Source organism: Carboxylicivirga linearis, assembly GCF_018271995.1.
GTDB classification, from domain to species: Bacteria; Bacteroidota; Bacteroidia; order Bacteroidales; family Marinilabiliaceae; genus Carboxylicivirga; species Carboxylicivirga linearis.
In genome coordinates, this window is sequence record NZ_JAGUCO010000008.1 from 21,873 (window position 1) to 43,392 (window position 21,520).

The 21,520-nt window shown below is 36.1% G+C and carries 18 protein-coding genes; 1 reads left to right on the plus strand and 17 read right to left on the minus strand.

What is annotated here, in order from left to right:
* The 17 genes from KEM10_RS12355 to KEM10_RS12430 form a co-directional block, all read right to left on the minus strand.
* Window positions 1-1,164, minus strand: coding sequence for a glycosyltransferase family 4 protein (locus KEM10_RS12355; RefSeq protein ID WP_212216320.1), 1,164 nt, complete (start codon window positions 1,162-1,164; stop codon window positions 1-3).
* A complete protein-coding gene (locus KEM10_RS12360) occupies window positions 1,164-2,126 on the minus strand; it encodes a glycosyltransferase family 2 protein (RefSeq protein WP_212216321.1) in 963 nt (320 codons plus the stop codon). Before KEM10_RS12360 ends, KEM10_RS12355 begins: the two co-directional genes overlap by 1 nt.
* Entirely contained in the window at window positions 2,123-3,511 is a 1,389-nt protein-coding gene (locus KEM10_RS12365) for an asparagine synthase-related protein (protein ID WP_212216322.1), read from the minus strand. Before KEM10_RS12365 ends, KEM10_RS12360 begins: the two co-directional genes overlap by 4 nt.
* A gap of 48 nt (window positions 3,512-3,559) precedes the next feature.
* A complete protein-coding gene (locus KEM10_RS12370; RefSeq protein WP_317196664.1) occupies window positions 3,560-4,762 on the minus strand; it encodes a sulfatase-like hydrolase/transferase in 1,203 nt (400 codons plus the stop codon).
* 496 nt (window positions 4,763-5,258) lie between these two features.
* A complete protein-coding gene (locus KEM10_RS12375; RefSeq protein WP_212216324.1) occupies window positions 5,259-6,389 on the minus strand; it encodes a glycosyltransferase in 1,131 nt (376 codons plus the stop codon).
* A complete protein-coding gene (gene asnB, locus KEM10_RS12380; protein WP_212216325.1) occupies window positions 6,365-8,215 on the minus strand; it encodes an asparagine synthase (glutamine-hydrolyzing) in 1,851 nt (616 codons plus the stop codon). The genes KEM10_RS12375 and asnB overlap by 25 nt, the downstream gene beginning before the upstream one ends.
* Before the next feature lie 21 nt (window positions 8,216-8,236).
* Window positions 8,237-9,238, minus strand: coding sequence for a glucosamine inositolphosphorylceramide transferase family protein (locus tag KEM10_RS12385; protein WP_212216326.1), 1,002 nt, complete (start codon window positions 9,236-9,238; stop codon window positions 8,237-8,239).
* 13 nt (window positions 9,239-9,251) lie between these two features.
* A complete protein-coding gene (locus tag KEM10_RS24760; RefSeq protein ID WP_212216327.1) occupies window positions 9,252-10,403 on the minus strand; it encodes a glycosyltransferase in 1,152 nt (383 codons plus the stop codon).
* Window positions 10,404-10,423: 20 nt separating this feature from the next.
* Window positions 10,424-11,626 (minus strand): glycosyltransferase, encoded by a 1,203-nt coding sequence (locus tag KEM10_RS12395; protein WP_212216328.1) that lies wholly within the window; start codon window positions 11,624-11,626, stop codon window positions 10,424-10,426.
* A 3-nt stretch (window positions 11,627-11,629) separates the two neighbouring features.
* Window positions 11,630-12,925 carry an ABC transporter ATP-binding protein gene (locus tag KEM10_RS12400; RefSeq protein WP_212216329.1) on the minus strand — a complete coding sequence of 432 codons (1,296 nt, stop codon included), beginning with the start codon at window positions 12,923-12,925 and terminating at the stop codon, window positions 11,630-11,632.
* Window positions 12,922-14,100: a DUF2334 domain-containing protein gene (locus KEM10_RS12405; protein WP_212216330.1), complete on the minus strand. Its 1,179-nt coding sequence runs from the start codon at window positions 14,098-14,100 to the stop codon at window positions 12,922-12,924. Before KEM10_RS12405 ends, KEM10_RS12400 begins: the two co-directional genes overlap by 4 nt.
* A gap of 9 nt (window positions 14,101-14,109) precedes the next feature.
* Window positions 14,110-14,946 carry an ABC transporter permease gene (locus tag KEM10_RS12410; RefSeq protein WP_212216444.1) on the minus strand — a complete coding sequence of 279 codons (837 nt, stop codon included), beginning with the start codon at window positions 14,944-14,946 and terminating at the stop codon, window positions 14,110-14,112.
* Between the two features lie 5 nt (window positions 14,947-14,951).
* Window positions 14,952-16,115: a hypothetical protein gene (locus tag KEM10_RS12415; RefSeq protein ID WP_212216331.1), complete on the minus strand. Its 1,164-nt coding sequence runs from the start codon at window positions 16,113-16,115 to the stop codon at window positions 14,952-14,954.
* A 20-nt stretch (window positions 16,116-16,135) separates the two neighbouring features.
* Window positions 16,136-17,995: a carbamoyltransferase family protein gene (locus KEM10_RS12420; RefSeq protein ID WP_212216332.1), complete on the minus strand. Its 1,860-nt coding sequence runs from the start codon at window positions 17,993-17,995 to the stop codon at window positions 16,136-16,138.
* A 1-nt stretch (window position 17,996) separates the two neighbouring features.
* Window positions 17,997-18,146: a DUF5989 family protein gene (locus KEM10_RS24980; protein WP_394369439.1), complete on the minus strand. Its 150-nt coding sequence runs from the start codon at window positions 18,144-18,146 to the stop codon at window positions 17,997-17,999.
* Window positions 18,147-18,164: 18 nt separating this feature from the next.
* The gene (locus KEM10_RS12425; RefSeq protein ID WP_212216333.1) at window positions 18,165-18,566 is read right to left on the minus strand and encodes an SxtJ family membrane protein; all 402 of its coding nucleotides are present in this window, start codon (window positions 18,564-18,566) and stop codon (window positions 18,165-18,167) included.
* A complete protein-coding gene (locus KEM10_RS12430; RefSeq protein ID WP_212216334.1) occupies window positions 18,556-19,779 on the minus strand; it encodes an SGNH/GDSL hydrolase family protein in 1,224 nt (407 codons plus the stop codon). The genes KEM10_RS12425 and KEM10_RS12430 overlap by 11 nt, the downstream gene beginning before the upstream one ends.
* A 447-nt stretch (window positions 19,780-20,226) precedes the next feature.
* On the opposite strand from KEM10_RS12430, the gene KEM10_RS12435 reads away from it, so the two are divergent.
* A complete protein-coding gene (locus tag KEM10_RS12435) occupies window positions 20,227-21,519 on the plus strand; it encodes a phenylacetate--CoA ligase family protein (protein ID WP_212216335.1) in 1,293 nt (430 codons plus the stop codon).
* Window position 21,520 lies beyond the last annotated feature (1 nt).

Genomic DNA, 21,520 nt, shown 5'->3' on the forward strand with positions numbered 1-21,520 from the left:
TTACTTTAAAAATGATGTATAAAACTGTTTGAACTCTTCAATTTGTCGTTCCACAGAAAATTTTTGTAAGACAGTCTTTCGTCCTTGCTCTGCAATCCATAAGCGATCTTTATCTTCCATTTCTATAAAATACCGAAAGGCAGACGTAATAGCTTTAGAATCCCTTATCGGCACCAAAAAACCGTTTTCACCATTAACTATGACCTCGCCCATTCCACCACAATCTGTACATACAACAGGTAACCCCTGACTCATGGCTTCCAATACAACGTTGGCTATACCTTCATCAAGACTTGGCAATAACAGTAGTTTTGCACTCCGATAATAGTTATTCATTTCATGATGCGGAACTGTGTCGATAAGCTTTACAAAGTCTTGCAATCCTAGATTACTCACATTGTATATTAACTCTTCGTCACGTGGATCGGCGCCAACTATACAGTATTCAACAAATTTGTAATCGCTCACAATATCTGCTATACTTTCTAATGCATATTGATAACCTTTGATCCAATGTGAGCGGCCAACTGATAGTATCCGAAATTTAGTATCACTTGCACTTATTGCAGGTGAAGTCACTTCAGAATTTAAAACACTCGTATAAATAACCTTTATATTTTCTATCGGAGCATTATATTCCTGAGCACGTTGAGCAATTCGCTGTGAGACTGCATGAAAACCATCATATAGTGGAAATGTTTGCCTATATTTATCAGCTAAAGCTAAATCGGCAACCGGCGAATAATTAATGTGCGACCCCCGGAAACTGGCCGCCACTTTTACGTTAAAATCCTTTAATATTAGCCACTTATGACCTTCCTTAATCCACTGTAAATGGAAAACATCCGGTTTATTATTTATCACCAATAACAATTGATAATAAAAGGCCCAATTCCCTTCTTTTCTGGCGAAGCAGTGTAGCTGCTTTAATTTTTGAACAGAAAATGGCCCCAATAAGTATTTAATAAGTTCACTGATTAGAGCCAATACGATAATAACACGATTTTGACGAAAGAATATTTGCTTTACATTGTTATTATAGTTGACTTTCTTTTTCCGTTTACCAAAAAGATAGATTTGAAAATCTTTATTAGATAAATCATGTATTAATCTTTCGATAAAAGCAGAGCTCGGAATATCTCCGGAAAAAATGGCGATAATCATTAAAACAATCTATTCAATATTTTTTTACCTAAAAACCTTAATTTAAATGCCAGTTTCCACTTAGAATTATTCAAAAAACCAAATTGATTAAATCCAGTTAAAAACTCATTTAATACATCATTTTCTCCTGATTCAAATGTCTTTTGGGATTGTTCCCAATTCATAAGAGCAAACAAAAAAACCTTATTAACATCGTTATCCTCAGTTGATTTTAAATCAATTCCGAATAAATAATCGGCATAATACGTTAAATATTGCTCTAGATACCGATAGGATGGGTTCATCTTCTGATTCAATACGCTTACTGTCGAATCAGGGTGACGCATATATTCATAATAAACCTCGGACTGATAAACGAAAGCTCCATGCATGGCCGCTTTAACCAGAAAGAAAGCATCTTCGCCACTAAGCAAAGCTTCACCGTATCCTTCAATTTTGCGAACAAAATCTGTCTTGTATAAACCAGAACAATGGTGAGGTAACTGACCAAAATTAGCCATCCATTGGAAGGCTACCTTGCGTCCTTCAATTAAACATCCCTCTGGTAAACTTTGCTTTATCACATAGTTATGAGTACTATCGGCATACATTTTCAAGGTATCTCCAATTATAAAGTTAGCGTCCTTAAATGTCTGTAATAAATCAATTTGTTTCAGAAATTTATCAGGAACTAAATCATCATCACAATCAAGGAAACAGATAAACTCACCTCTGGCACTCTTAATCCCAGTATTTCGTGCAGCTCCGGCGCCTTTCTTAGATTCAAAAAATAACCGTACCCGTTGATCACTTTCAATCAGTTTCTCAACCGTTTCACTCGTAAGATCCTCAGAATTATTATCAACAAAAATTATTTCCAGATTTGAATAATTCTGTTGCAGAATATTATTGTATGTTTTTTCGATGTAGTACTCTCCATTAAACACAGGCACTACAACAGACAACAAAGGTATATCGCTCATAAATTTCCGTTTACAAAAGCACTAAAAGTTAATAGGGTTGAAATCGGATGTGCATTCCCCACACATTTACCCTTTTTAAAAGCTTGGAAGTACTTGTTTGTAAGCTCCTTCGGAATAAATTTATTGAGCTTTTTATTATTATCAAGCCAATAGGCTAATTGTTGTTGATTTGAAGTTCCTAAAAACTGGATTTCCCAGTTACGTGTTACAAAGCCTTTGGGCTTAACCAGTCGATTATAATCATAGCGCAAACGGGTCATAATTCTATTAGGCAGATTACTGATATGATTGTAACGCTTATAAGTATACAAATTAAGTGGGGCAAACGTTTGCCATGGGATACGGGCCAACTCCGGAGCCTCCTTTTTCAGGTATTCGATCTGAACCTGTCGTCCGGCCAAATGCTTCTCTGGAATTGTACAAATAAATTTACACATACGGTCATCATAGTATGGCAGCTTGATTTCCATGTTTTTAGCAAAGATAGGCATGGCCATGCTTGTCCAACGCGGAGCCCAATAAAGCGACTTAAACGCACGTATCTTGGCATTTGGATCAGTGATATTGATATCTGCCAGACGTTCACCAACCTGCTCATTAAAATAAGCCATAAATGACCCTGACAAACCGAAGGCCTGCCATAAATCGTTAGCCAGCTCCACACCTCCCCGTTTACTAAGTTTGTGGATCATTATATCTATATAATCCTCATCACTATAGTTACGATTTGAATCAAGGCCCATATCGTCAAATAATACATCACCCCAGTGACCAAGGAACAGGGTATCTCCCATAAGTGGAAAATCATCCATAAAGGCGGCTTGCCTGCTCGCTGTGCTGTCGCCACCATATTGCATCAATGATGTAATCTCATCAAGCTTCTCCCATAAATAGCCTTCAGGAGTCACCATGCGAGTAAAATCATATCCACAGGCTGAAGCTATTTTCTGTCCGAATGAGGCTTCCTTTATCCCATTTGGATATTCATACGAATAACATGAAACATTTGGGTGCCCTTTTAAAACAGCTGCCTGTGTGCGACTATCCAGTCCTCCCGATAATGGCAAAACTACCCTTCTACCCTGAGTTTGTTCTTCTGTTATAGTCTTAAATAAATGACTAAACTCGTCAACTACCTCGTCCAATCGAATATCTCTGGGAGAATAATGCCAATCGAACCACCTTTTCTGTTCAAGCACTTCGTTATTGTCCGAAAGTGTATACTCCGTACCCGGCAATAAGCATTTCAATTTCTTATAATAAGTATTTTCACCGAGGAAGAAGTTGGTGGCAGCAAAAAAACAAATCGATTTATAATCTAATTCATCTTTAATGCCGACAAATTGTGGTATATCCGGAATTATGGCTGTACGTTTTGTTATCATCACTTTTTATTGAAATGTCCCGCTGGTTGTTTCTTTTCCCTTGTTTTCTTAATGAACTGAACTAACATCAATGACTGTTATACTTTCACCAGTCCTAACCTTTATAGTATCACACAGCATCGGTTCTTTATAAACCATTGAGTATTCAACATTTTTTCCCTGATAATGCACCCCCCCAAGATCTGCCAATGTCTCAAAAATATAATCAAAAGAATAAGGCTGGCTACTATTATTATTTATATTCTCATACTGCCCTTTGAATTGCTTAATATAGTAATTGTTGAACCAAAAATAAGAGAAACAATGAACCTGTTCCAAGGGTAAAGTTGAAGTTCCATGTCCAAAAAAATAATGGGGCGGTTCAAACATACTTTCTCCATGATCAGAACTAAAAAACAAAGAAGTTGGCCCATTTATCTCACTTATGATACTATGAATTGAATCAAGTATAGATAATTGAAAGGCTGTATTATTGTTATAGCTATTACGGAAATATAGCTCATTACTTTTATCAAACGCATAAACGTTTTCAGATTCTAAGTTTGGCTGATACAGCTCAAACACTTCCGGATACTCATATCGATAATGATTACCTTTGAGATTTATTAAAAGAAACTTCAAAGAAGCGGTGTCTTTAACAATTTCCTTTAATGGTTCCCAAACTACTGTATCAAGTCCTCCTTGCTTCCACAAAGGCTTAAACACATCCACTTCTTCTTTGTAACTTTTCCCCTCAGGCCCTTTGAAGAGATTCTGATTGGCCAGCCAAAATGTCTTATAACCAGCTTCGGAAAACAATTTAGCTATTGAAGGTTCATTAAAACTAAGTTCAGGATTACTCGCTGTCGCTCTTGTTACCATTAATGGAAACGAATAAGCGGTTGAATTAGCTGTTGAATAGAAATTGGGAAGCGGCACAAAATTAAATTGATCGAAATGTTGCAGTTGATCAGTATGTTTAGCTAATTCCTGATGATAAAGATCTGCTCGTTGGGTTTCTCCAATAATAAAAACAACCGTATTATTCCTTACTACCGAGTCCTGAACCGAAGCATCAAAACTAAAACTCTTAACATTAGCCAGATATTGATTCTTTTTCTGATCGTACCTTACTTTCTCATACAAACGATAGTAGAAATTAACCGGATAATGCTTGAGAACGTTTAATTTGACGCTTGACTTTAAACCTAACTCTAAAGGGTTATTAAAATACGTGAATGCACTCTGTGTGCCCAACAAAATGAGAAGCACACCTACTAACTTGATCAACTTATAACTATACGAACTTTTGACCAATGAAAAATTCAGTTTCAAAGCGAGATACCCAAAAACAAACAACACAACTAAAACCACAAAGTACAATACCCAATTTAGAGTTATATATTGCAGTGCCTCCGTTTTTGTGGTATTAAAAAGGGCCAGCATACTTGATGTGCTGTGAAAACCCTTATATGCATATAAGAACGTGACATCAGCGAAAAAACTTATGAAAAACAGTATTAAAACCAATGCTCTATGAGACTTTCGTTTTATTAAAACAAAAAACTCGAGAAATAGAACCGATAATAGCAAACGAATTATTGAATGTACAATTTTCCCGGAAGTTGTTATCCATTCATCATACATATACAACCATACACTTGGTATCCACATGAGAAGTACCAGTATACAGTACCCTGCTATTTCCTTATATGATTTACTCCTGGAATTGATAATTATGCGTTTAAAAATGAATGGTTAAATTTATCTAAGATATCTTCTCGTACAGCGCTTCATGACGCTGTACCTCAAGCTCGATCAAAAGTTGAGCTTTCACATATTCAACCAACTGCTGTTTTAAATGCTCTTTATCTGCTTCATTAAGTTCAAATAAAGCTTGCATGCGTTCTTTCAATTGCTCTGAATTCCCTGCCTCAAAAAGTAAATTCGGAAATTCCTTTAATTGATCCTTAACCCCAGCGATAGCAGATCCCAATACCAAACATCCACTGGCCATTGACTCTAATAAGGCAACCGGGGAGCCTTCACGGCGACCTTCATTTAATGTTGGTAATACAAATACATCACACAGATGCAACAGATCCTTTACATCGGAACGCTTGCCTGTAAATACAACATTCTCTAGCTTATACTCTTCTTTAACCTTTCGCTGAAGTTGTTGACCATAGTCATTCTGATCATCCCCCACTATAATTAGTTTCAAATCTTTGTCCTTATCATTCAAACTGGCAAAAGCCTCAATCAACACTTCAATTCCCTTTACAGGAACCAGATTGGCTACACACATAAATACAAATTCACGCCCACTCAATGAAAACTCATCTCTTATGCTTGCTTTGGGTTGGCCAGGACTAAACTCCTCCATATCAACCCCACGTGGCACATATGATACCTTTGTTGAATCCGGGAAAAACTCAGTCTTCATATCATGATTCTGATACGCGATATGATTGGCTAACCAGGTCCTTAACTTCCATCCATTGGCAGAAGCCCCACCCCAATTCATATTTTTTTTAGTATAAACCCATTTACACCCGGCTAACTGTGCAGCTAATGCTTCCGAGTAATCCGCACTGTAATTATATGAATGAATGATATCCGGTTTTATTTTACGAAACTGCCTTGCCACCTTTATACAGTGCCTTAAACCCGAAATGCGATTTGACATAGGATGTAAGTAATTTATTATGTGAATCGGAAAACCGGAATCTTCAACCATTTTGAAAAATTTACCTCTTTTGTGTATACAGGCTATTTGAACATCAAAACGATAAGGATTTAGCCTTGATGCCACTTTTAACAATGCCTTACCACTGCCGGCAGTATCAAAATTTGGAATTGTAAAGAGAACTCTTAACCGTTTTGTTTTTCCTGCCATTTAAATAATGATAATAAAGTAAATAAAGGCCATTTCTTATCCAATCCCTTATTGATATGTTGACTTAAAAGATGCTCTATACCAGCACTATTCAATCCAAAACTATCCAGATAACTTTTGGAAAGCAGGTGATCGTACATGTAGTCTTTGAGATCCTCACGCATCCATTGCCCTAAGGGCACTGTAAACCCTCTTTTGCTGGTATTAAAATTATACTTGGGCATATTCTTTTTAAGCACTGTTTTTAGTATGTGCTTTCGCTTACCATTCCCATAGCTTAAGACTGAATTCACCTTTAAGCTGGCCTCAATAAAAACTTTTGATAAGAATGGAACTCTGACTTCAAGACCAACTCCCATACTGGCCCGATCTACCTTTAAAAGTGTTTTTTGCATCATTCCGTAAAACTCAGCTTTACGCATATTATTCAACAGGTCATCCAGTTTGGTTGAATTGGAATAAGTATAAACACCAAAACCATTTTTAAAATGCGTATCCTTAAATTCCGGAAAAGTTCCATAAAGTTGCTCATCTTCAAACCGGGCATGCAAGTTCATATGTGCTATAGCTTGTTTATTTACCACAACACCACTATTTAAATATTTCCCACCTAACAGTAGTTTATCCCCACCATAAGCCATATATCGCATTAAGTATGGCCAATTGGCTAAAGACCTGTTTTTTGAAATGGATTCAAAACGCTCGTAACCATAAAACAGTTCATCACCACCATCACCTGACAATGCCACTGTTAAACCTGATCGCGCATGCTTTGAAACCAAATAAGTTGGTATAATTGAGAAATCAGCAAAGGGTTCACTTAACACTCCAAATACCTCTTCCATTAAATTGGATGCTGAGCTTGCATTCATCCGGTCATAATGCCCTTTGGTATTTAACATTTGGGCTACAGTCTTCGCATCCTCCGTTTCATCATGCCTTGCACTATCACTACCGATTGTATATGTCGACAATTGATCATTTAAATTCTTACTAGCATTATAACATACCAGAGCAGAGTCGATACCCCCTGACAAAAAAGCCCCCAATGGAACATCAGCCATTAATTGAGACCTAACAGTAGATTCCAACTGTTCATTTACAAATTCAACTGCCTCATTCCAGTGCTGTATAGAGTTGTCAACCTTGTCAGGTAATTCCCAATAGCGCCATTTATTCAACTCCCCCTTTGAATTAATACTAATACATTCACCGGGTAACACTTGCCCTGTGTTTTTTTTAAGGCCTAAAGGAGCTGGTACATACTGCATCTTCAGATATAAACTCAGCACTTCCTGATCAATTTCTTCATTTATAAACCATGGGTGCTTACTTACCTGATCATACTGACTTGCGAACACTAGACCCTTCCTGTTATAGCCATAAAATATGGGCTTAATTCCTGCAAAATCCCTTACCAAATACAGGCAATCCTCCAATGTATCGTAAATGGCCAAACCAAACATACCATCCAACAGTTCAACGGTTTTACGTAGCCCCCATTTTTCAAGAGCGCTTAATATGGTCTCTGTATCGCTACTTCCTCTGAATTGGTAATCAGGAGTCTTTGCCCTCAAATCCAAATGGTTATACACTTCACCATTAAAAACAATAATATATCTGCCACTATTGCTGCACATTGGTTGCCGGCCTGCAACCGACAAATCCAGAATAGCCAAACGGTTAAAGCCCAACTGTACCCGCTCGTTCCTGTAAAAATCAGTATCGTCAGGCCCTCCATTTTTACTCAATTGAGTTAACTCTTCAAAGCGGCTTTGCTCAGTTAAATTTTCGGCGAGTCTGTATTCTCCTATAATTCTACACATAGTTTGTTGCCCATCTTTACACTACCAATTATCCAAAAATGGTAAGTGCTTCGGATAATGAATTGAGGATAATAAATCGTATATATTTTCTTTAAATGATCTCTTAAAGTTGATGATTCGATAAACTGCTCCTTTACCCCCTCTGCCATCAAACACCATATAGTCCTTATCCCGGAAGTTAAAATAATCCATATGGTGAATACCTGAATTAAATACAGTTCCATCTATGGCCTTCAGCATTGCTTTACCTTTCCTGAATTTCAACTCTGTTGCCGATAGTTTATGTAAAATCAATTGATAAACGGCCGTTCCATATCCTTTTCTTCGACATTGAACCGGTATAATCACTTCTTGATCAGTAACAATTGGGCGACCTCCCGGACGGAAGCGATTACCTATACCCAATGGTGATTTGGGGTGCTCTTGCCATTTGGCATTCTCAAATTCGGAAGATACAAACAAGTGACAAACAGAATTGCGGTCTACATTAATCAGATAATGATTTCCCTTGAATTCAAAATATGTGGTATCCAGGTACTCTCCTTCCAGCCAGGTCTCACTTTGTTCCCATCCCAATGGCCAGTTTGTACTCTTATACAATATTACTTTTTCAGCTTTTGCTGTTTCGGGTAGTAGGTAGTAGGTATTGTTCTTTTCAATGACCTGTGGGTATGATAAGTGAAATTCCTCATTTATAGGCTCTCCAAGCAGAGTCCAATCAAGAAGGTTATTCGATTTGAACACTCTTAATTCACCCTTAAACACTTTCAGAACCTCAACAAAAAGGTAAAGACCATCTTCAGCAGATATCATCCATGGATCAGCAATGCCATCAAAACCATACTTTTGCTTTAAGGTCTCGCTGTCCAGTGTTGAAACAATATGACCTAGTGTATTTTCATCACTCCTACTGATTCCCACTGACCATTTTTGTTTGCCTCTATGCTTATAAATAAATGGATAACGAAAATGAAAAATGCCCAGGATAATTAAGAAAACAAGAACTGAACTTACTATTAACATTCTATAATTAATACTATAAACTATTAAAAAATTGAGTCAAGCCATTTAAATTATTTGAATCGAAATTATTTAAACCAACTAAATGACCTTCATCCCTGATATGTTCAATCATAATATCTCCGTCTACCACTTTCTGTATCAATTCTCCATATACCTTCGCATCATACTTATCCGCAAGCAAAGCACTTTCTCCATTTTTGAAATAAAAACCTACTTCACCAACATTATTCGAAATAATAATGCTTTTACTAGCGCTATACTCTGAAATTTTATGGGGGAAACGAGCTATATCTCTAACAATATTTCTTAATGGAATTAAAAGTCCTAAAGCTCCTTTATAATATGCCAATAAGTCATTATATTCAAGCTTTCTGTGTATTTCAATTCGCTCTGGATTTGTATCCTCCAATTCTCTTTTTAAATCATCAATTAAAGAATCTTGCCCATTTAAAATCAATATAAGTCTGACATTGCTATCAGATTGGACGCTTTTAAATGCTTCAATTACAAACTTAACAACAGATATATAATCTGTTGTACCGCAATACAGCAGGTAATTATAATTAAACATTTTTGCTTGTATATTTTCAATTAGTTTGAAATCGAAAATAGCAGGTATTTTAAAAAGTTTTATTTCTTTATCATTGCGAGAAAGCTCATTCTTCAAGAATTCACTGATTACAAAAACCCCGTCAGACTTTCTTATCAAGTACTTCTCAAATAGCTTAGCATAATTTAATCTTTGTCTTGAATGACCCGTATCATTAAACTCACTCACTTTTTCTACATAATCATATACAAGTTTCGCATTTAAGAGTTTCGCAAATAAAAGGTATCTCAAAAAACGTGCAGGAGACGAAGTATACACAATAAAAACCTTTGGAACTTTTCTGCTGATTAATGCCAATAATCTAAAAAATTCAAAAAGCCCAACAAGCTTTCTAAGGTATTTATGAACCGTATAACTTTTTACATCTAAATTGCTGGCATTATATATTTTAACATCAGAACCATCTGAAACGACCGTATTGCGAACTTCTCTATTTATAACAAAAACTTGATTTCCTTCACTTGCAACATTCTGAGTTATTGCTTTATATCGACTAATTTTGGCAGTATAGGCATTGGGATATCCAGCTATACCTAATATAAATACCTGATTCACTATTGATTATATAGGTTGGGTTAATTTTTCCTGGTAAAAGGGTTGACCGACGCTATTAATTTTCGGATAACATTACCCACATGATAAGTTTTTGAATCGTACACAAAATGTTTTCCATTATAAAATCCTTCCTGATAACTTAAAAAGTTATGCTTTTTAATAATGGTTCTATCACAATAACGTTCTTTAAACGTCAAATAAACCGATGTAGGAACAAGATATAAGCCATCACCTTCCAAACCATGAATATAATTACAAATTAAAGGCTGCAAGGTTGTATCGTATTTTTCTCTATATTGGTTCGTTTTGTATGTAGTAAGAACAAATTCCTTGTCCATTAGCATGTCATCCTTAAGGCAATATGTATCGACCACAAAATTCACCTTTAATCCTTTTGATAACGTACTTATGCCTTCTGGCATAATTTCATAAAAGGCATCGTAAATTATAGAATTAGACTCAAGTGTCGTAAGTTTTAACACATTATCACCACACGATAACTGAACATTGTACAATTGCGTTGGGAATTTTATATGACTGCCTAAATCACCAAAATTGGTACTTCTTGAAACATATGGATAAACAAACAGTAGATCCTTCGTCACCATATAATCATAATAATACTTTTTCCACGACTGCCTTGACCAGTTTGTTACCCTTTGAGGCATATGAGTTGTCGAACTGATCGTTTCACTGGTTTCATTAAGATAAAGTTTAAAATTCAACCACGACTCTCGACTCCAAAACTGCCCCAAGGAGCTCGGTACCTGCATAAAGTAAACATCCGAGTTACCTTTTAAAGGAATAAATGGCATTTCAACAAATTCATTTATTGAATATGAATAGAGGGAAATTCCACATATTCTTTTCTCGGCCTTATAAAATTCATACGTCTGAACGACATAACTGTAAAAGTCCTGACTTACGAAACAATCATCCTCAAGGACTATGATTCCGTCCTTTCCCTCTGACATATCTCCGCATGAAAGAACATGCTTTTTTAACCCCAGATTTTGATCGTGTTGTATAATGCGATATTTGCCAAATTCCCATTTAAAACTGTTGGCAACTTCCGAACAATCTGTATTATCCGAATAATCAATACTTACTATTAGCTCTACATTAACTCCTTCAGGATAGCTAGCTGTGCTTAACGAATGTAACACTCTTTTTAATGCATGCGGGCGATTATAGGCTATTACAACGATAGGAATCAAAGACATAAGTTATGATATTTTGTTTTGTTCTTGCTGAAACAAGACATATCCATGAAGTTTTGAATTAGGCAAAGCTGTTGATCCAAGAATATTGGATTCTACCACCTCAATTTCCATTACATCATCTATAACATCCATTACTCCATACTGATCCTTCATCCAGATTCTAAAATAATAGATATCAGGCAAAAGACTTAGATTAAAGACCTTATATTCAAACTCATTTACGCCCTTTTCAAGAATCAGCTCCTTTTTAGTAAATTCATTACTAACGCAAGTCACCCTCACTCCATACCTATCGGTTATGATGATTGAAAAATCAAATTTCCGAACCTCGGCACTGATATTATCAATTTTTGACCTGATTATTAAGTTCGAACCTATTGGTATTTTCTTGGAATCCAGAACAACCTTATTCTGATACTCGTATCCAACACTCAGATCAATAAGTTTACCTTTTAAATGTCCCTTTCTATCGGTATAAGTACTTAGATCACTACCATTCAATCCCTTATTACCATCATTCAGATAAATTTCAATCCCTTCTTTCACATCCCCATCAAACTTCACACCTCCTGCATCAAGTATTACAGATCGACTACATAAAGACTGAATAGCCCCCATACTATGACTTACAAACAAGACTGTTCGTCCATCATTTCGTGATACATCCTGCATTTTACCAATGGCTTTTTTCTGAAATTCAGCATCTCCTACTGCCAACACCTCATCAACAACCAAAATTTCCGGTTCTAAATGTGCAGCCACTGCAAAACCCAGTCGTACCTTCATTCCACTTGAGTACCTTTTTACCGGAGTATCGATATAGCGCTCACAACCTGAGAAATCTACAATCTCATCCAGTTTCGAACGTATTTCTGATTTGCTCATTCCTAAAATTGCACCATTCAGGAAAATATTCTCACGACCTGTTAACTCAGGATGAAAGCCTGTACCAACTTCTAACAAAGAACCGATCCTGCCATCATATTGAATACTACCAGTTGTTGGTCCAGTTACCTTTGATAATATCTTTAATAATGTTGATTTACCGGCCCCATTCTTGCCAATGATACCAACAACTTCCCCGGGCATCACTTCAAAATTAATATTCCGAAGGGCCCATACATATTCTGAGTTACCCTTATTTGCTCTGTCATTTATTTCACCAATCTTAAGAATAGGATCACCCTTACCTCTCATTTTTGACCACCAACGATTTAGATCATGAGAAAGGGTGCCTGTTCCTATTGTACCCAATCGATATTGCTTAGAGACATTTTCTATTTTTATTATTGGTTTCATCTAAACTTATAATTTTCACGCATAATATTAAACAACACACTGCCCCACATGCCAATACATACAAGAAGCAAACTCCATATTTTATAATACGTTTCAGAAATATTTACATTAATAACAACTAAAAGAATAATTACAGATAAGACGAAGAAGAGTACCAGTTTGAACTTAAGGATACGAATAACAACAATACCGCTTAGAATTCCTGCAAATAACATTAATAAATACCACGAAAGGAATTTCAGAAAGATTGAAGTACGATAAATCTTCCATTCCATTAGTAAAGAAGTATTCTCAATATTGTAAAAGGATGGTAGCTTTTTATTCAACTTTTTACGCCATATATGACTTTTGGAAAATGAACTATTATCTGATATAGTTTCATATACTTCATTAAAAGTAGTAAACGAAACTCCTTCTAAATTGTGTAAATGCTTTAACAACTTATCTAAGGTTTCTATCTGAATTACGGATCTGCATGAATCATTACTTTGGAAATCGTAAGAGTGGAACAATACCACTATGTATTTTTGAGTGTTAGCTTGTAAGCTTTCTGCATTAACTAAATAGGAATCAACTTCATCAATATCTGATTGGTAGGGCATAAATAGAATGCTATCGTCATTAAAACTGAAATCGTGATTAATATTTGAAGAGACTATTTTAAAATCAAGCTCTTTTAAAACTTTCACAGTTGTACTGTCGTAACTATTCCAGGGAGGAATAAAAGTTCTGCAATCAATATTAAAAACGCTATCCAAATAGGTTTTCCCGGAAGAAATTAGTTGGTGTTGCTTCGAATAATGCAGTCCTTTAAATTCTGATTTATTATTGATATCAATGCTATTATTAAAATGAGAAAATCCATGTAAACCTACCTCAACAATACCATACTTTATGTACCTATCTAACAACTCTGTTTTATCATCACTCAATCCCTTACTAGAATCCGCCTCCATAAAATCTTCCTCTGATTTATGAAAAGGTATAACTCCAACAACTAAAGGTATATCATTTTCTTTGAACAACTTAAATAGTTGCTCTTCCAATTTAGTGTCGCTATCCGAAGAGTAGTCGTCGTATCTGAAGATTATTTTCACTTTACATTCCGATGCTTTTAAGGAAAATAACGCTATAGACAATAAACTAACAATCAGTATATGAACCTTCAATCTCATGTTTAACCCTTAAACAGTATCCATAAAGTTCTTCTCAGTCTTATTAAAAATAGCCAGACCAATGACGAATATAAGAACAGAAAATACCAGACTGTAGAATAACAATCCCCAAGAGAAAGTTCCTACAGAGAAGAACATATATTTAAAAGTCTCGATGATACCAACCATTGGGTTGATCATTACCCATATTTTATATTGCTCTGGAATCTCTGAAAGTGGGTAGATCACAGATGACCCATACATCGCCAATTGTATACCAAATTTGATAAGGAACTTAAGATCTCGGTATTTGGTGGTCATAGACGAAATAGTCATTCCCAGCCCCAAGCTTAATAAGGCCATCATTATGACTAATAGTGGAAATAATGCCAATGTTGGGCTTATCGAAACAGGTACTCCAATGATTACATAATAGACATATATAAGCAGGAAAAGCAATAGTTGCAGGCCAAACTGAATTAAGTTTGAAAATACTATTGACAAAGGTGTGACTGCCCTTGGAAAATAGACTTTACCAAACAAACTAGAGTTACTAACAAATGTATCAGAAATTGTTGTCAGACTCGTTGCAAAATAGTTCCAGGCTGTAATACCTGCCAGGTAAAACAAACTATGCGGGATGCCATCAGCCGGTAAATCGGCTATATTTCCGAATATAAATGTATAGATAAATGTAGTAAAAAGTGGTTGAATAAAAAACCAGGCGGGACCTAATATCGTTTGCTTATACACCGAAACAAAATCCCTTCGTACAAAAAGCACCAGCAGATCCCTGTAACTCCATATTTCTTTAAGCCTTAAATCAAAAACTTTGTCCTTTGGCTTAATGACATTGGCATATTCCATTACTTTCAAATAAATTTTATTGTTTGAACAGATTGATTTTGAATAATCTCATAATTACAATCTGTACCCGTTTCAATACTGAAATCATTAATACTTTGGTTTCCTATAAAACTAAACTTTTTGTTTTGCAGATCTTCACCATTCAGTTTTGCAAAACGTATCCCATCCGGCGTAAATCGAATGACCTTGTTTTGATTGTCGATTTGAATGTGATCACGAATGACACAATAATCAAGCAAAGTACTTACGGGCGAAAGCATTATCTCTTGCTTCTCGTAGCTATCTCTAAGAAGATTCAAAGCATTGATAGTGGCGTCAGGAATAATATATTGTTCACCATTAGCCAGTCGCTTTTGCATTTTACCCAAATGAGTGTACAGAATACAGGTTCCTTGCTTTTTAATTAATTGATTCAATGTGGCTTTATTCACTAACTTTGGTAAACCATCAATATCCGCATATTTCCATAACCCATAGCGTCTGAACACATAAAAAGTGTGCCCGTCAGGAAAAGTAAGAGGTTTGTAGGTTAAATCATTCAAATCTTCATGAGGATCAATTGAATAACTGTACTCTGCAAATAGTTTTGAAATAATCTTGCTGACAAACCTGATCATTTTCTGGCGCAATACCCAGTTATGATGTGATCCACCCTGCCCGATTACTGAACTAAGTTTACCATCCCATATATAGCGGATACCAAGGTCATAAGCATAGTCCATGGAGTATCGTTGATTTTCATATCTATAGCCAGAGGCATCCACAGTATATCGAACAGCTCCCATTTCGCTGTTATGCATGAAGTTCCCGGTAAAGTTACTATGATCGGTCCATACTCTGGGCTCTAAACCGTAGGCTTTTAGTAGCTCAATTGCTTTAATAGCATCCTCTCTGTCAAAGGCTCTTTTTCCGGCATGTCGGAAATCGCCCCATGAATGAAGAATATCATAAGGATGCTGTAAAATAGCCTGACCATGATCTGCAAGGTTTACCTGGTCATTCAGATACTGATTATGAGAACTTACAAACAAGGCGTCACCAAAAGGCAGCCCCAGTTCTTGCCAAACCAAACGATGAATAATTTTCCAACGTTCTGGTGTGGTATGATCCGGATCATTGCATAGGGTAAACCAGGCTTTGTATGGGTAAGGAAATTTTAAAACTTTCAAGGTTGCTATATTATGTAGGACTAATCCAATTTAAACTCCTCCTGCCACTTGTCCTTCTGATCCCACTCTTTTTGTTTTGTCTTCTCGAACAGATAGTTGCCTATTACTAAATAATCCATTTCTGTTCGCATAAAACAACGATAGGCATCATCAGCATCACAGACAATAGGTTCCCCCCTCACGTTAAAACTAGTATTAACAATCACCCCATAATCTGTCAATTCTTTAAAGGTATTAATCAACTCCCAATAACGGGAATTGGTATCCTTATTCACTGATTGAAGTCTGGCTGAATAATCAACATGTGTTACTGCAGGAATATCTGATCTCTGAAAATACAAGCGTTGCATCAATTCTTGTTCATTATAATCTTCCGGCAAGGTATTCAACCGTTCAGGCTGAACCGGAACTACCATCAACATATAAGGAGAAGGCACTTTAATATCAAAATAGTTTTGAATATCCTCTTCCAGTACACTTGGAGCAAAAGGTCTGAATCCTTCCCGGTATTTAATCTTCAAATTCATTTTCTTTTGCATTTCCGGATTTCTGGCATCACCAAGGATGGATCTGTTACCAAGTGCACGCGGACCATACTCCATACGTCCCTGAACCCAGCCAACCACATTGCCCTCATCCAATTTTTCGGCAACTATCTTACAAAGATCCTTAAAATCAGAATAGTGACTATAAACCGCTTCGTATTTAACCAGTGCTTTTTGAATATCTTTATCAGTTATATCAGGTCCCAGATATGCTCCTTTCATCCCATCCGGTGCACCATTCAACACACGGTTATGCCCTTTCCATAAATGCCAGCCACATAAAGCTGCACCTACAGCCCCACCGGCATCGCCGGCTGCCGGCTGAATCCAGATGTCCTCGAACAATCCACTTTGTAACAATTTACCATTGGCAACACTATTTAGTGCTACACCTCCGGCCATCACTAATTTAGTGGCTCCTGTTAATGACTTTGCAGACTCGGCCATAGCTATTACAGCCTCCTCAGTTACCTGTTGGATGGCCAGCGCCATATTCATATAAGACTGGGTAAGTGTTTCACTTGGTTTTCGAGCCTTAAAACCAAAGAGTTTTTCCCAACGCTTTTCATTTACCATCTTCAATCCTGTGGCATATGAAAAGTACTTCATATTAAGTATTAATGACCCATCCGGTCTTAAGTCGACCAGTTCATCCAGAATCAGTTTTTTTATACGTCTGGTTTCATCAGAATCAGGATTACCATAGGGAGCTAATCCCATCAACTTGTATTCTCCACTATTAACTACAAAACCAGTATAATAGGTAAATGCAGAGTAGAGCAGCCCCAGTGAATGGGGAAAATGCAACTCTTTAATAATTGTAATATCCTTTCCTTTACCATGACAAATAGTAGTTGTAGCCCACTCACCAACACCATCAACCGTTAAAATGGCCGCTTCATCAAATGGAGAAGGGTAAAATGCACTGGCTGCATGAGACAAATGATGCTCAGGAAATAAGAGCTGCGGCTTTTTAAACCCCAGCTCTTTAAGCTCTTTCCGAATATTTTGCTTAAGGAATAATTTTTCCTTGATCCACACTGGAATGGCCGTTGCAAAGCTACTTAAACCTTTAGGTGCAAAAGCATGATAGGTTTCCAATAAACGCTCAAACTTTACAAAGGGCTTGTCATAAAACACAACTGCTTCGATCTGTTCAGCAACAATATTGGCTTCGTCCATTACATACTGACAAGCCTTTGAAGGAAAACCGGGATCATGTTTCTTCCTTGTAAAACGTTCTTCATGAGCCGCTGCTATTATTTCACCATTATGAATGATGGCCGCCGCACTATCGTGATAATAAGCTGAAATACCAAGAATATATGTACCCATACTAGAACAGTGTGTAGATAAAAGGAGCAATAGCTGATCCGGAAGACAGCACAATGAGAACACCAAAAAGCAAAAGCACCCCAATTAAAGGTATTAACCAAAACTTCTTTCGTTGCTTAATAAAAGCCCATAATTCTGTTAAAAATTCCATGGTCTGACAAAAATTAAGTTAAAATGGATTCTTTAAATCATCAGCTAAATACTGATGGTTACGTGTTATAAACACAGATTTGTCAGTCTGTTTAAATTGTCGGAGTTGTAAAGTATCTTTTTGAAGAAGACGTCGAATGAATGAAATTGGTAATACCAGCATAAAGTATACTACCGATAATAATACCTTGGACACCAGCCAGCCCAGTATATTTGATAAACTCAACCACAAATAAGCAAAGGGTGATAATAGTTTTGGTAGTGACATGTTTATAACCAGTACAACAGTAGCTGCAATAACCAAAACCGAGGACTTTGTTATAAAACTTAGGATTAACAATAAAAGCACTAATGCCATTCCTGAATCCACCATTTGTTTGGCTGAAACCTTTTTAACCAGAAGTCCTTTGCTATTTTCCATTGTTTGTTGAATTAATCAGTTTTTCTTCCATTAACACCCTTGCTATTTCGGCCTTAATTAAAGGATAGGCAGCATCAGTATAATGCACTTCATCAGTAAAGTATTCCAATGTCTTTGGTACAACAGACTCCAAATCAACCAGAACAACCTTTTGTTCATTCGCCAGGGTTCGAACCAATTGATTATACTTTTCCATACCTGTAATACCACTTTCGTAAGTCCATTTTTTGCCACTCCCAACTGCCTCTGAATTGATCATCTGACACTTACTTTTGATTTCATCGGATAAATCAGCGTGAAGAATGTTTGGCTGGGACATTAATACAACCTTAACACCTTTAAGATTGGCTACTTCAATGAGGCTAATAAGATTTCTCTCAAAAGATTCAAGTCCCGGGTATTCTTTCTGATCTACAAAAACCGTTGGCTCAGCATACCAGTACTGACCAAATGAACCAGCTATAGATCTAACCAGCGATCCTGGCTTTTTAAATGCATTTTTCACCGGGCCATAAAAATGTCCATAATCCTCACGAAAAGCACCTTTACTAAAAGAGCTAAAATCAGCGTTATGCAATAAATCGTTGATTGCATGCATTACTATTAACACATCATGTCTGTAATGCTTAATGTTCACTTCATAATTTATCAAAGAATGCTGGGTTGTATACCACTGCATTCCCAGATTATAAACATCTATTGAATCAGTTTTAAGACCTACCCTTAAACTTTGCTCTAACATGGCAGGCCACCCCATACCTTCACTGTTTGTGTATTGGGTAGTAGAACCACCCAGGCAAAATATATTGTAATTCGACGACTGGTAATTTTGAGCATCCACTTGTGGAGGCATTAATTGAAGGTAAGGATGAAAGCGTTTGGCATATTTATCTTCTTTCACCCCAAATGTATTCTTAACCAACTCGTAAACCGGAAATAATACCATCAATATCAAAACAAGGACAATACCTGTAAAAAGTGTGGACTTAATAAACTCTTTTGAGGCAAACAGAAAAGCATAGATCAAAAAGGCATATATGATGGGCAGGGCAATCAAGGGCCCATAGATAAACATAAGTTTATAAATGAACCTAGTTTGGTTCATAACAACATCATCCTGTTGCAGAAAACCGGCAAAAACATACCCAATCCCTATACCTAATAGAACCAATAAAATTACCTTAAAAAGTCGTATAAGTATTGTCTTTTCCAATTTAGAATCTTTTGGATGGTTAAATCATTCTGTTAATTGAAATAAATTGAACTCTTTTATGAGGAACAGCTGCATCTTAGATATTTAACCTATTTGCAAAGCTTCGCATCCTCAGTCACAGGAAGGATGAGTAGATTTAGTTAATAAGAAGCATAAACTTCTATGTTAGGCAATCTAAAAGTAATACACTATTTGAATCATGGTTTTAATTTATGACAAAGAGGTCTTTTTTATTGCTCAATAACATTTTTGCCTTGATAAGAAGAATTCAAAGAATAACAAGCGTAATTTCATTCATTCCTAACCCCAAATCATATCCAAACTTATAAATTAAAACGATACAACTTTAAAAACATCCCATTTATCAAATCTTTAATAATTAGCAGAAAGTTCTTTTAAGAGCTTAGAGATTTTAGTTTATATTTGAGCTTTACATCAATACTGCCAATGATAAAATTTAAGACCTTACTAAGACTAGAAGGACTACCCATTAAGAAGGCTCAATCTTTATTAAGTTCCATTCAAACATCAACTGATTTGATTAACTGGCAGAATAAACAAAAATGGAAGATTCTAAAGTATTCATATAAAACACATCCGATATACAAATCGTTTATTGGAACTATTCCTGAGGAATGGGAATCAATTCCAATAATAAGTAAGGAAAAGTTAAATACAATAAAACATCCCAGATTCCGATCCAAATTTAAAAAACACCTAATTCGTCAAACATCAGGATCCACTGGAAAGACACTCACATATGCTGTTAATTCTTTTTGCCATGCCATAACCTGGTCCATTATAAATGATCGTTACACTTCTATTGGTATCTCATTGAATCATAAGCAGGCACGCTTCTACGGACAATCGAATAATTTCACCAACCGACTGTTTGAGCAATTAAAAGACAGAACTGCATCCAGATATCGTATACCGATCCTTAATTTAAGTGAAACTTCAATTAAAAAATGGATCGGAACAATAGAAAAAAAACAAGTGAAATACCTTTATGGGTATAGTTATCCAATAATTAGCCTGGCTAAATACCTTATTTACAATGGAATTACATTAAAAGATTTTAATCCTAGTTTATCAGCCTGTATTGTTACTTCAGAAATGTGCACCCCTGAAGAAGAAAATTTGATTGAAAGAGCTTTTGGAGTGCCTTGTTACAATGAATATGGTGCTTCCGAATTAGGTATTATTGGATTTGGCAAAGCCAATAGCTGGTTAATATCCGATGAGCAAATATTGGTTGAGATAGTCGATGAGAATGATAATATTGTCCCTGATGGAGAAGTTGGTAGAATTATATGCACCAATTTATTTAATAAAGCAACTCCTTTTATTCGCTATGAGGTGGGAGATATGGGTAGTATAGAAATAAGAAATGGGAGAAGGTATCTAAAACAGTTACAAGGAAGACAAGAAGAAACTATTTACCTCCCCGAAGGAGAGAATGCACCCGGAGATACCGTATTCTTTTATGTAATTCAGGACTTCTCCAATAAATTCCCTGAAGTCATTTCTGAATATCGTGTAATCCAAAAGAAACTGAACCATTTTCAATTTTTATTGGTTACACACCACCCCCTCAGCGACAGTCAGCAAAAATATTTAATAAAACTCACTAAAAGATCTTTGATTGAAGATATTACAATAACTATTAAAGAAGTTACTGAAATTGATCGTACCCCACTTGGCAAATATCGGCGTTTTATATCTGAAATAGAGCAATAAT

Excerpts from the sequence above, each read along its gene's own strand:
- KEM10_RS12405 (WP_212216330.1), bottom strand. The coding sequence starts at position 14,100 with ATGAGATTGAAGGTTCATATACTGATTGTTAGTTTATTGTCTATAGCG.
- KEM10_RS12375 (WP_212216324.1), bottom strand. The coding sequence starts at position 6,389 with ATGGCAGGAAAAACAAAACGGTTAAGAGTTCTCTTTACAATTCCAAAT.
- KEM10_RS24980 (WP_394369439.1), bottom strand. The coding sequence starts at position 18,146 with ATGGAATTTTTAACAGAATTATGGGCTTTTATTAAGCAACGAAAGAAG.
- KEM10_RS12420 (WP_212216332.1), bottom strand. The coding sequence starts at position 17,995 with ATGGGTACATATATTCTTGGTATTTCAGCTTATTATCACGATAGTGCG.
- KEM10_RS12435 (WP_212216335.1), top strand. The coding sequence starts at position 20,227 with ATGATAAAATTTAAGACCTTACTAAGACTAGAAGGACTACCCATTAAG.
- KEM10_RS12360 (WP_212216321.1), bottom strand. The coding sequence starts at position 2,126 with ATGAGCGATATACCTTTGTTGTCTGTTGTAGTGCCTGTGTTTAATGGA.
- KEM10_RS12395 (WP_212216328.1), bottom strand. The coding sequence starts at position 11,626 with ATGTCTTTGATTCCTATCGTTGTAATAGCCTATAATCGCCCGCATGCA.
- KEM10_RS12365 (WP_212216322.1), bottom strand. The coding sequence starts at position 3,511 with ATGATAACAAAACGTACAGCCATAATTCCGGATATACCACAATTTGTC.
- asnB (WP_212216325.1), bottom strand. The coding sequence starts at position 8,215 with ATGTGTAGAATTATAGGAGAATACAGACTCGCCGAAAATTTAACTGAG.
- KEM10_RS12400 (WP_212216329.1), bottom strand. The coding sequence starts at position 12,925 with ATGAAACCAATAATAAAAATAGAAAATGTCTCTAAGCAATATCGATTG.
- KEM10_RS12385 (WP_212216326.1), bottom strand. The coding sequence starts at position 9,238 with ATGTTAATAGTAAGTTCAGTTCTTGTTTTCTTAATTATCCTGGGCATT.
- KEM10_RS12425 (WP_212216333.1), bottom strand. The coding sequence starts at position 18,566 with ATGGAAAATAGCAAAGGACTTCTGGTTAAAAAGGTTTCAGCCAAACAA.
- KEM10_RS12355 (WP_212216320.1), bottom strand. The coding sequence starts at position 1,164 with ATGATTATCGCCATTTTTTCCGGAGATATTCCGAGCTCTGCTTTTATC.
- KEM10_RS12410 (WP_212216444.1), bottom strand. The coding sequence starts at position 14,946 with ATGGAATATGCCAATGTCATTAAGCCAAAGGACAAAGTTTTTGATTTA.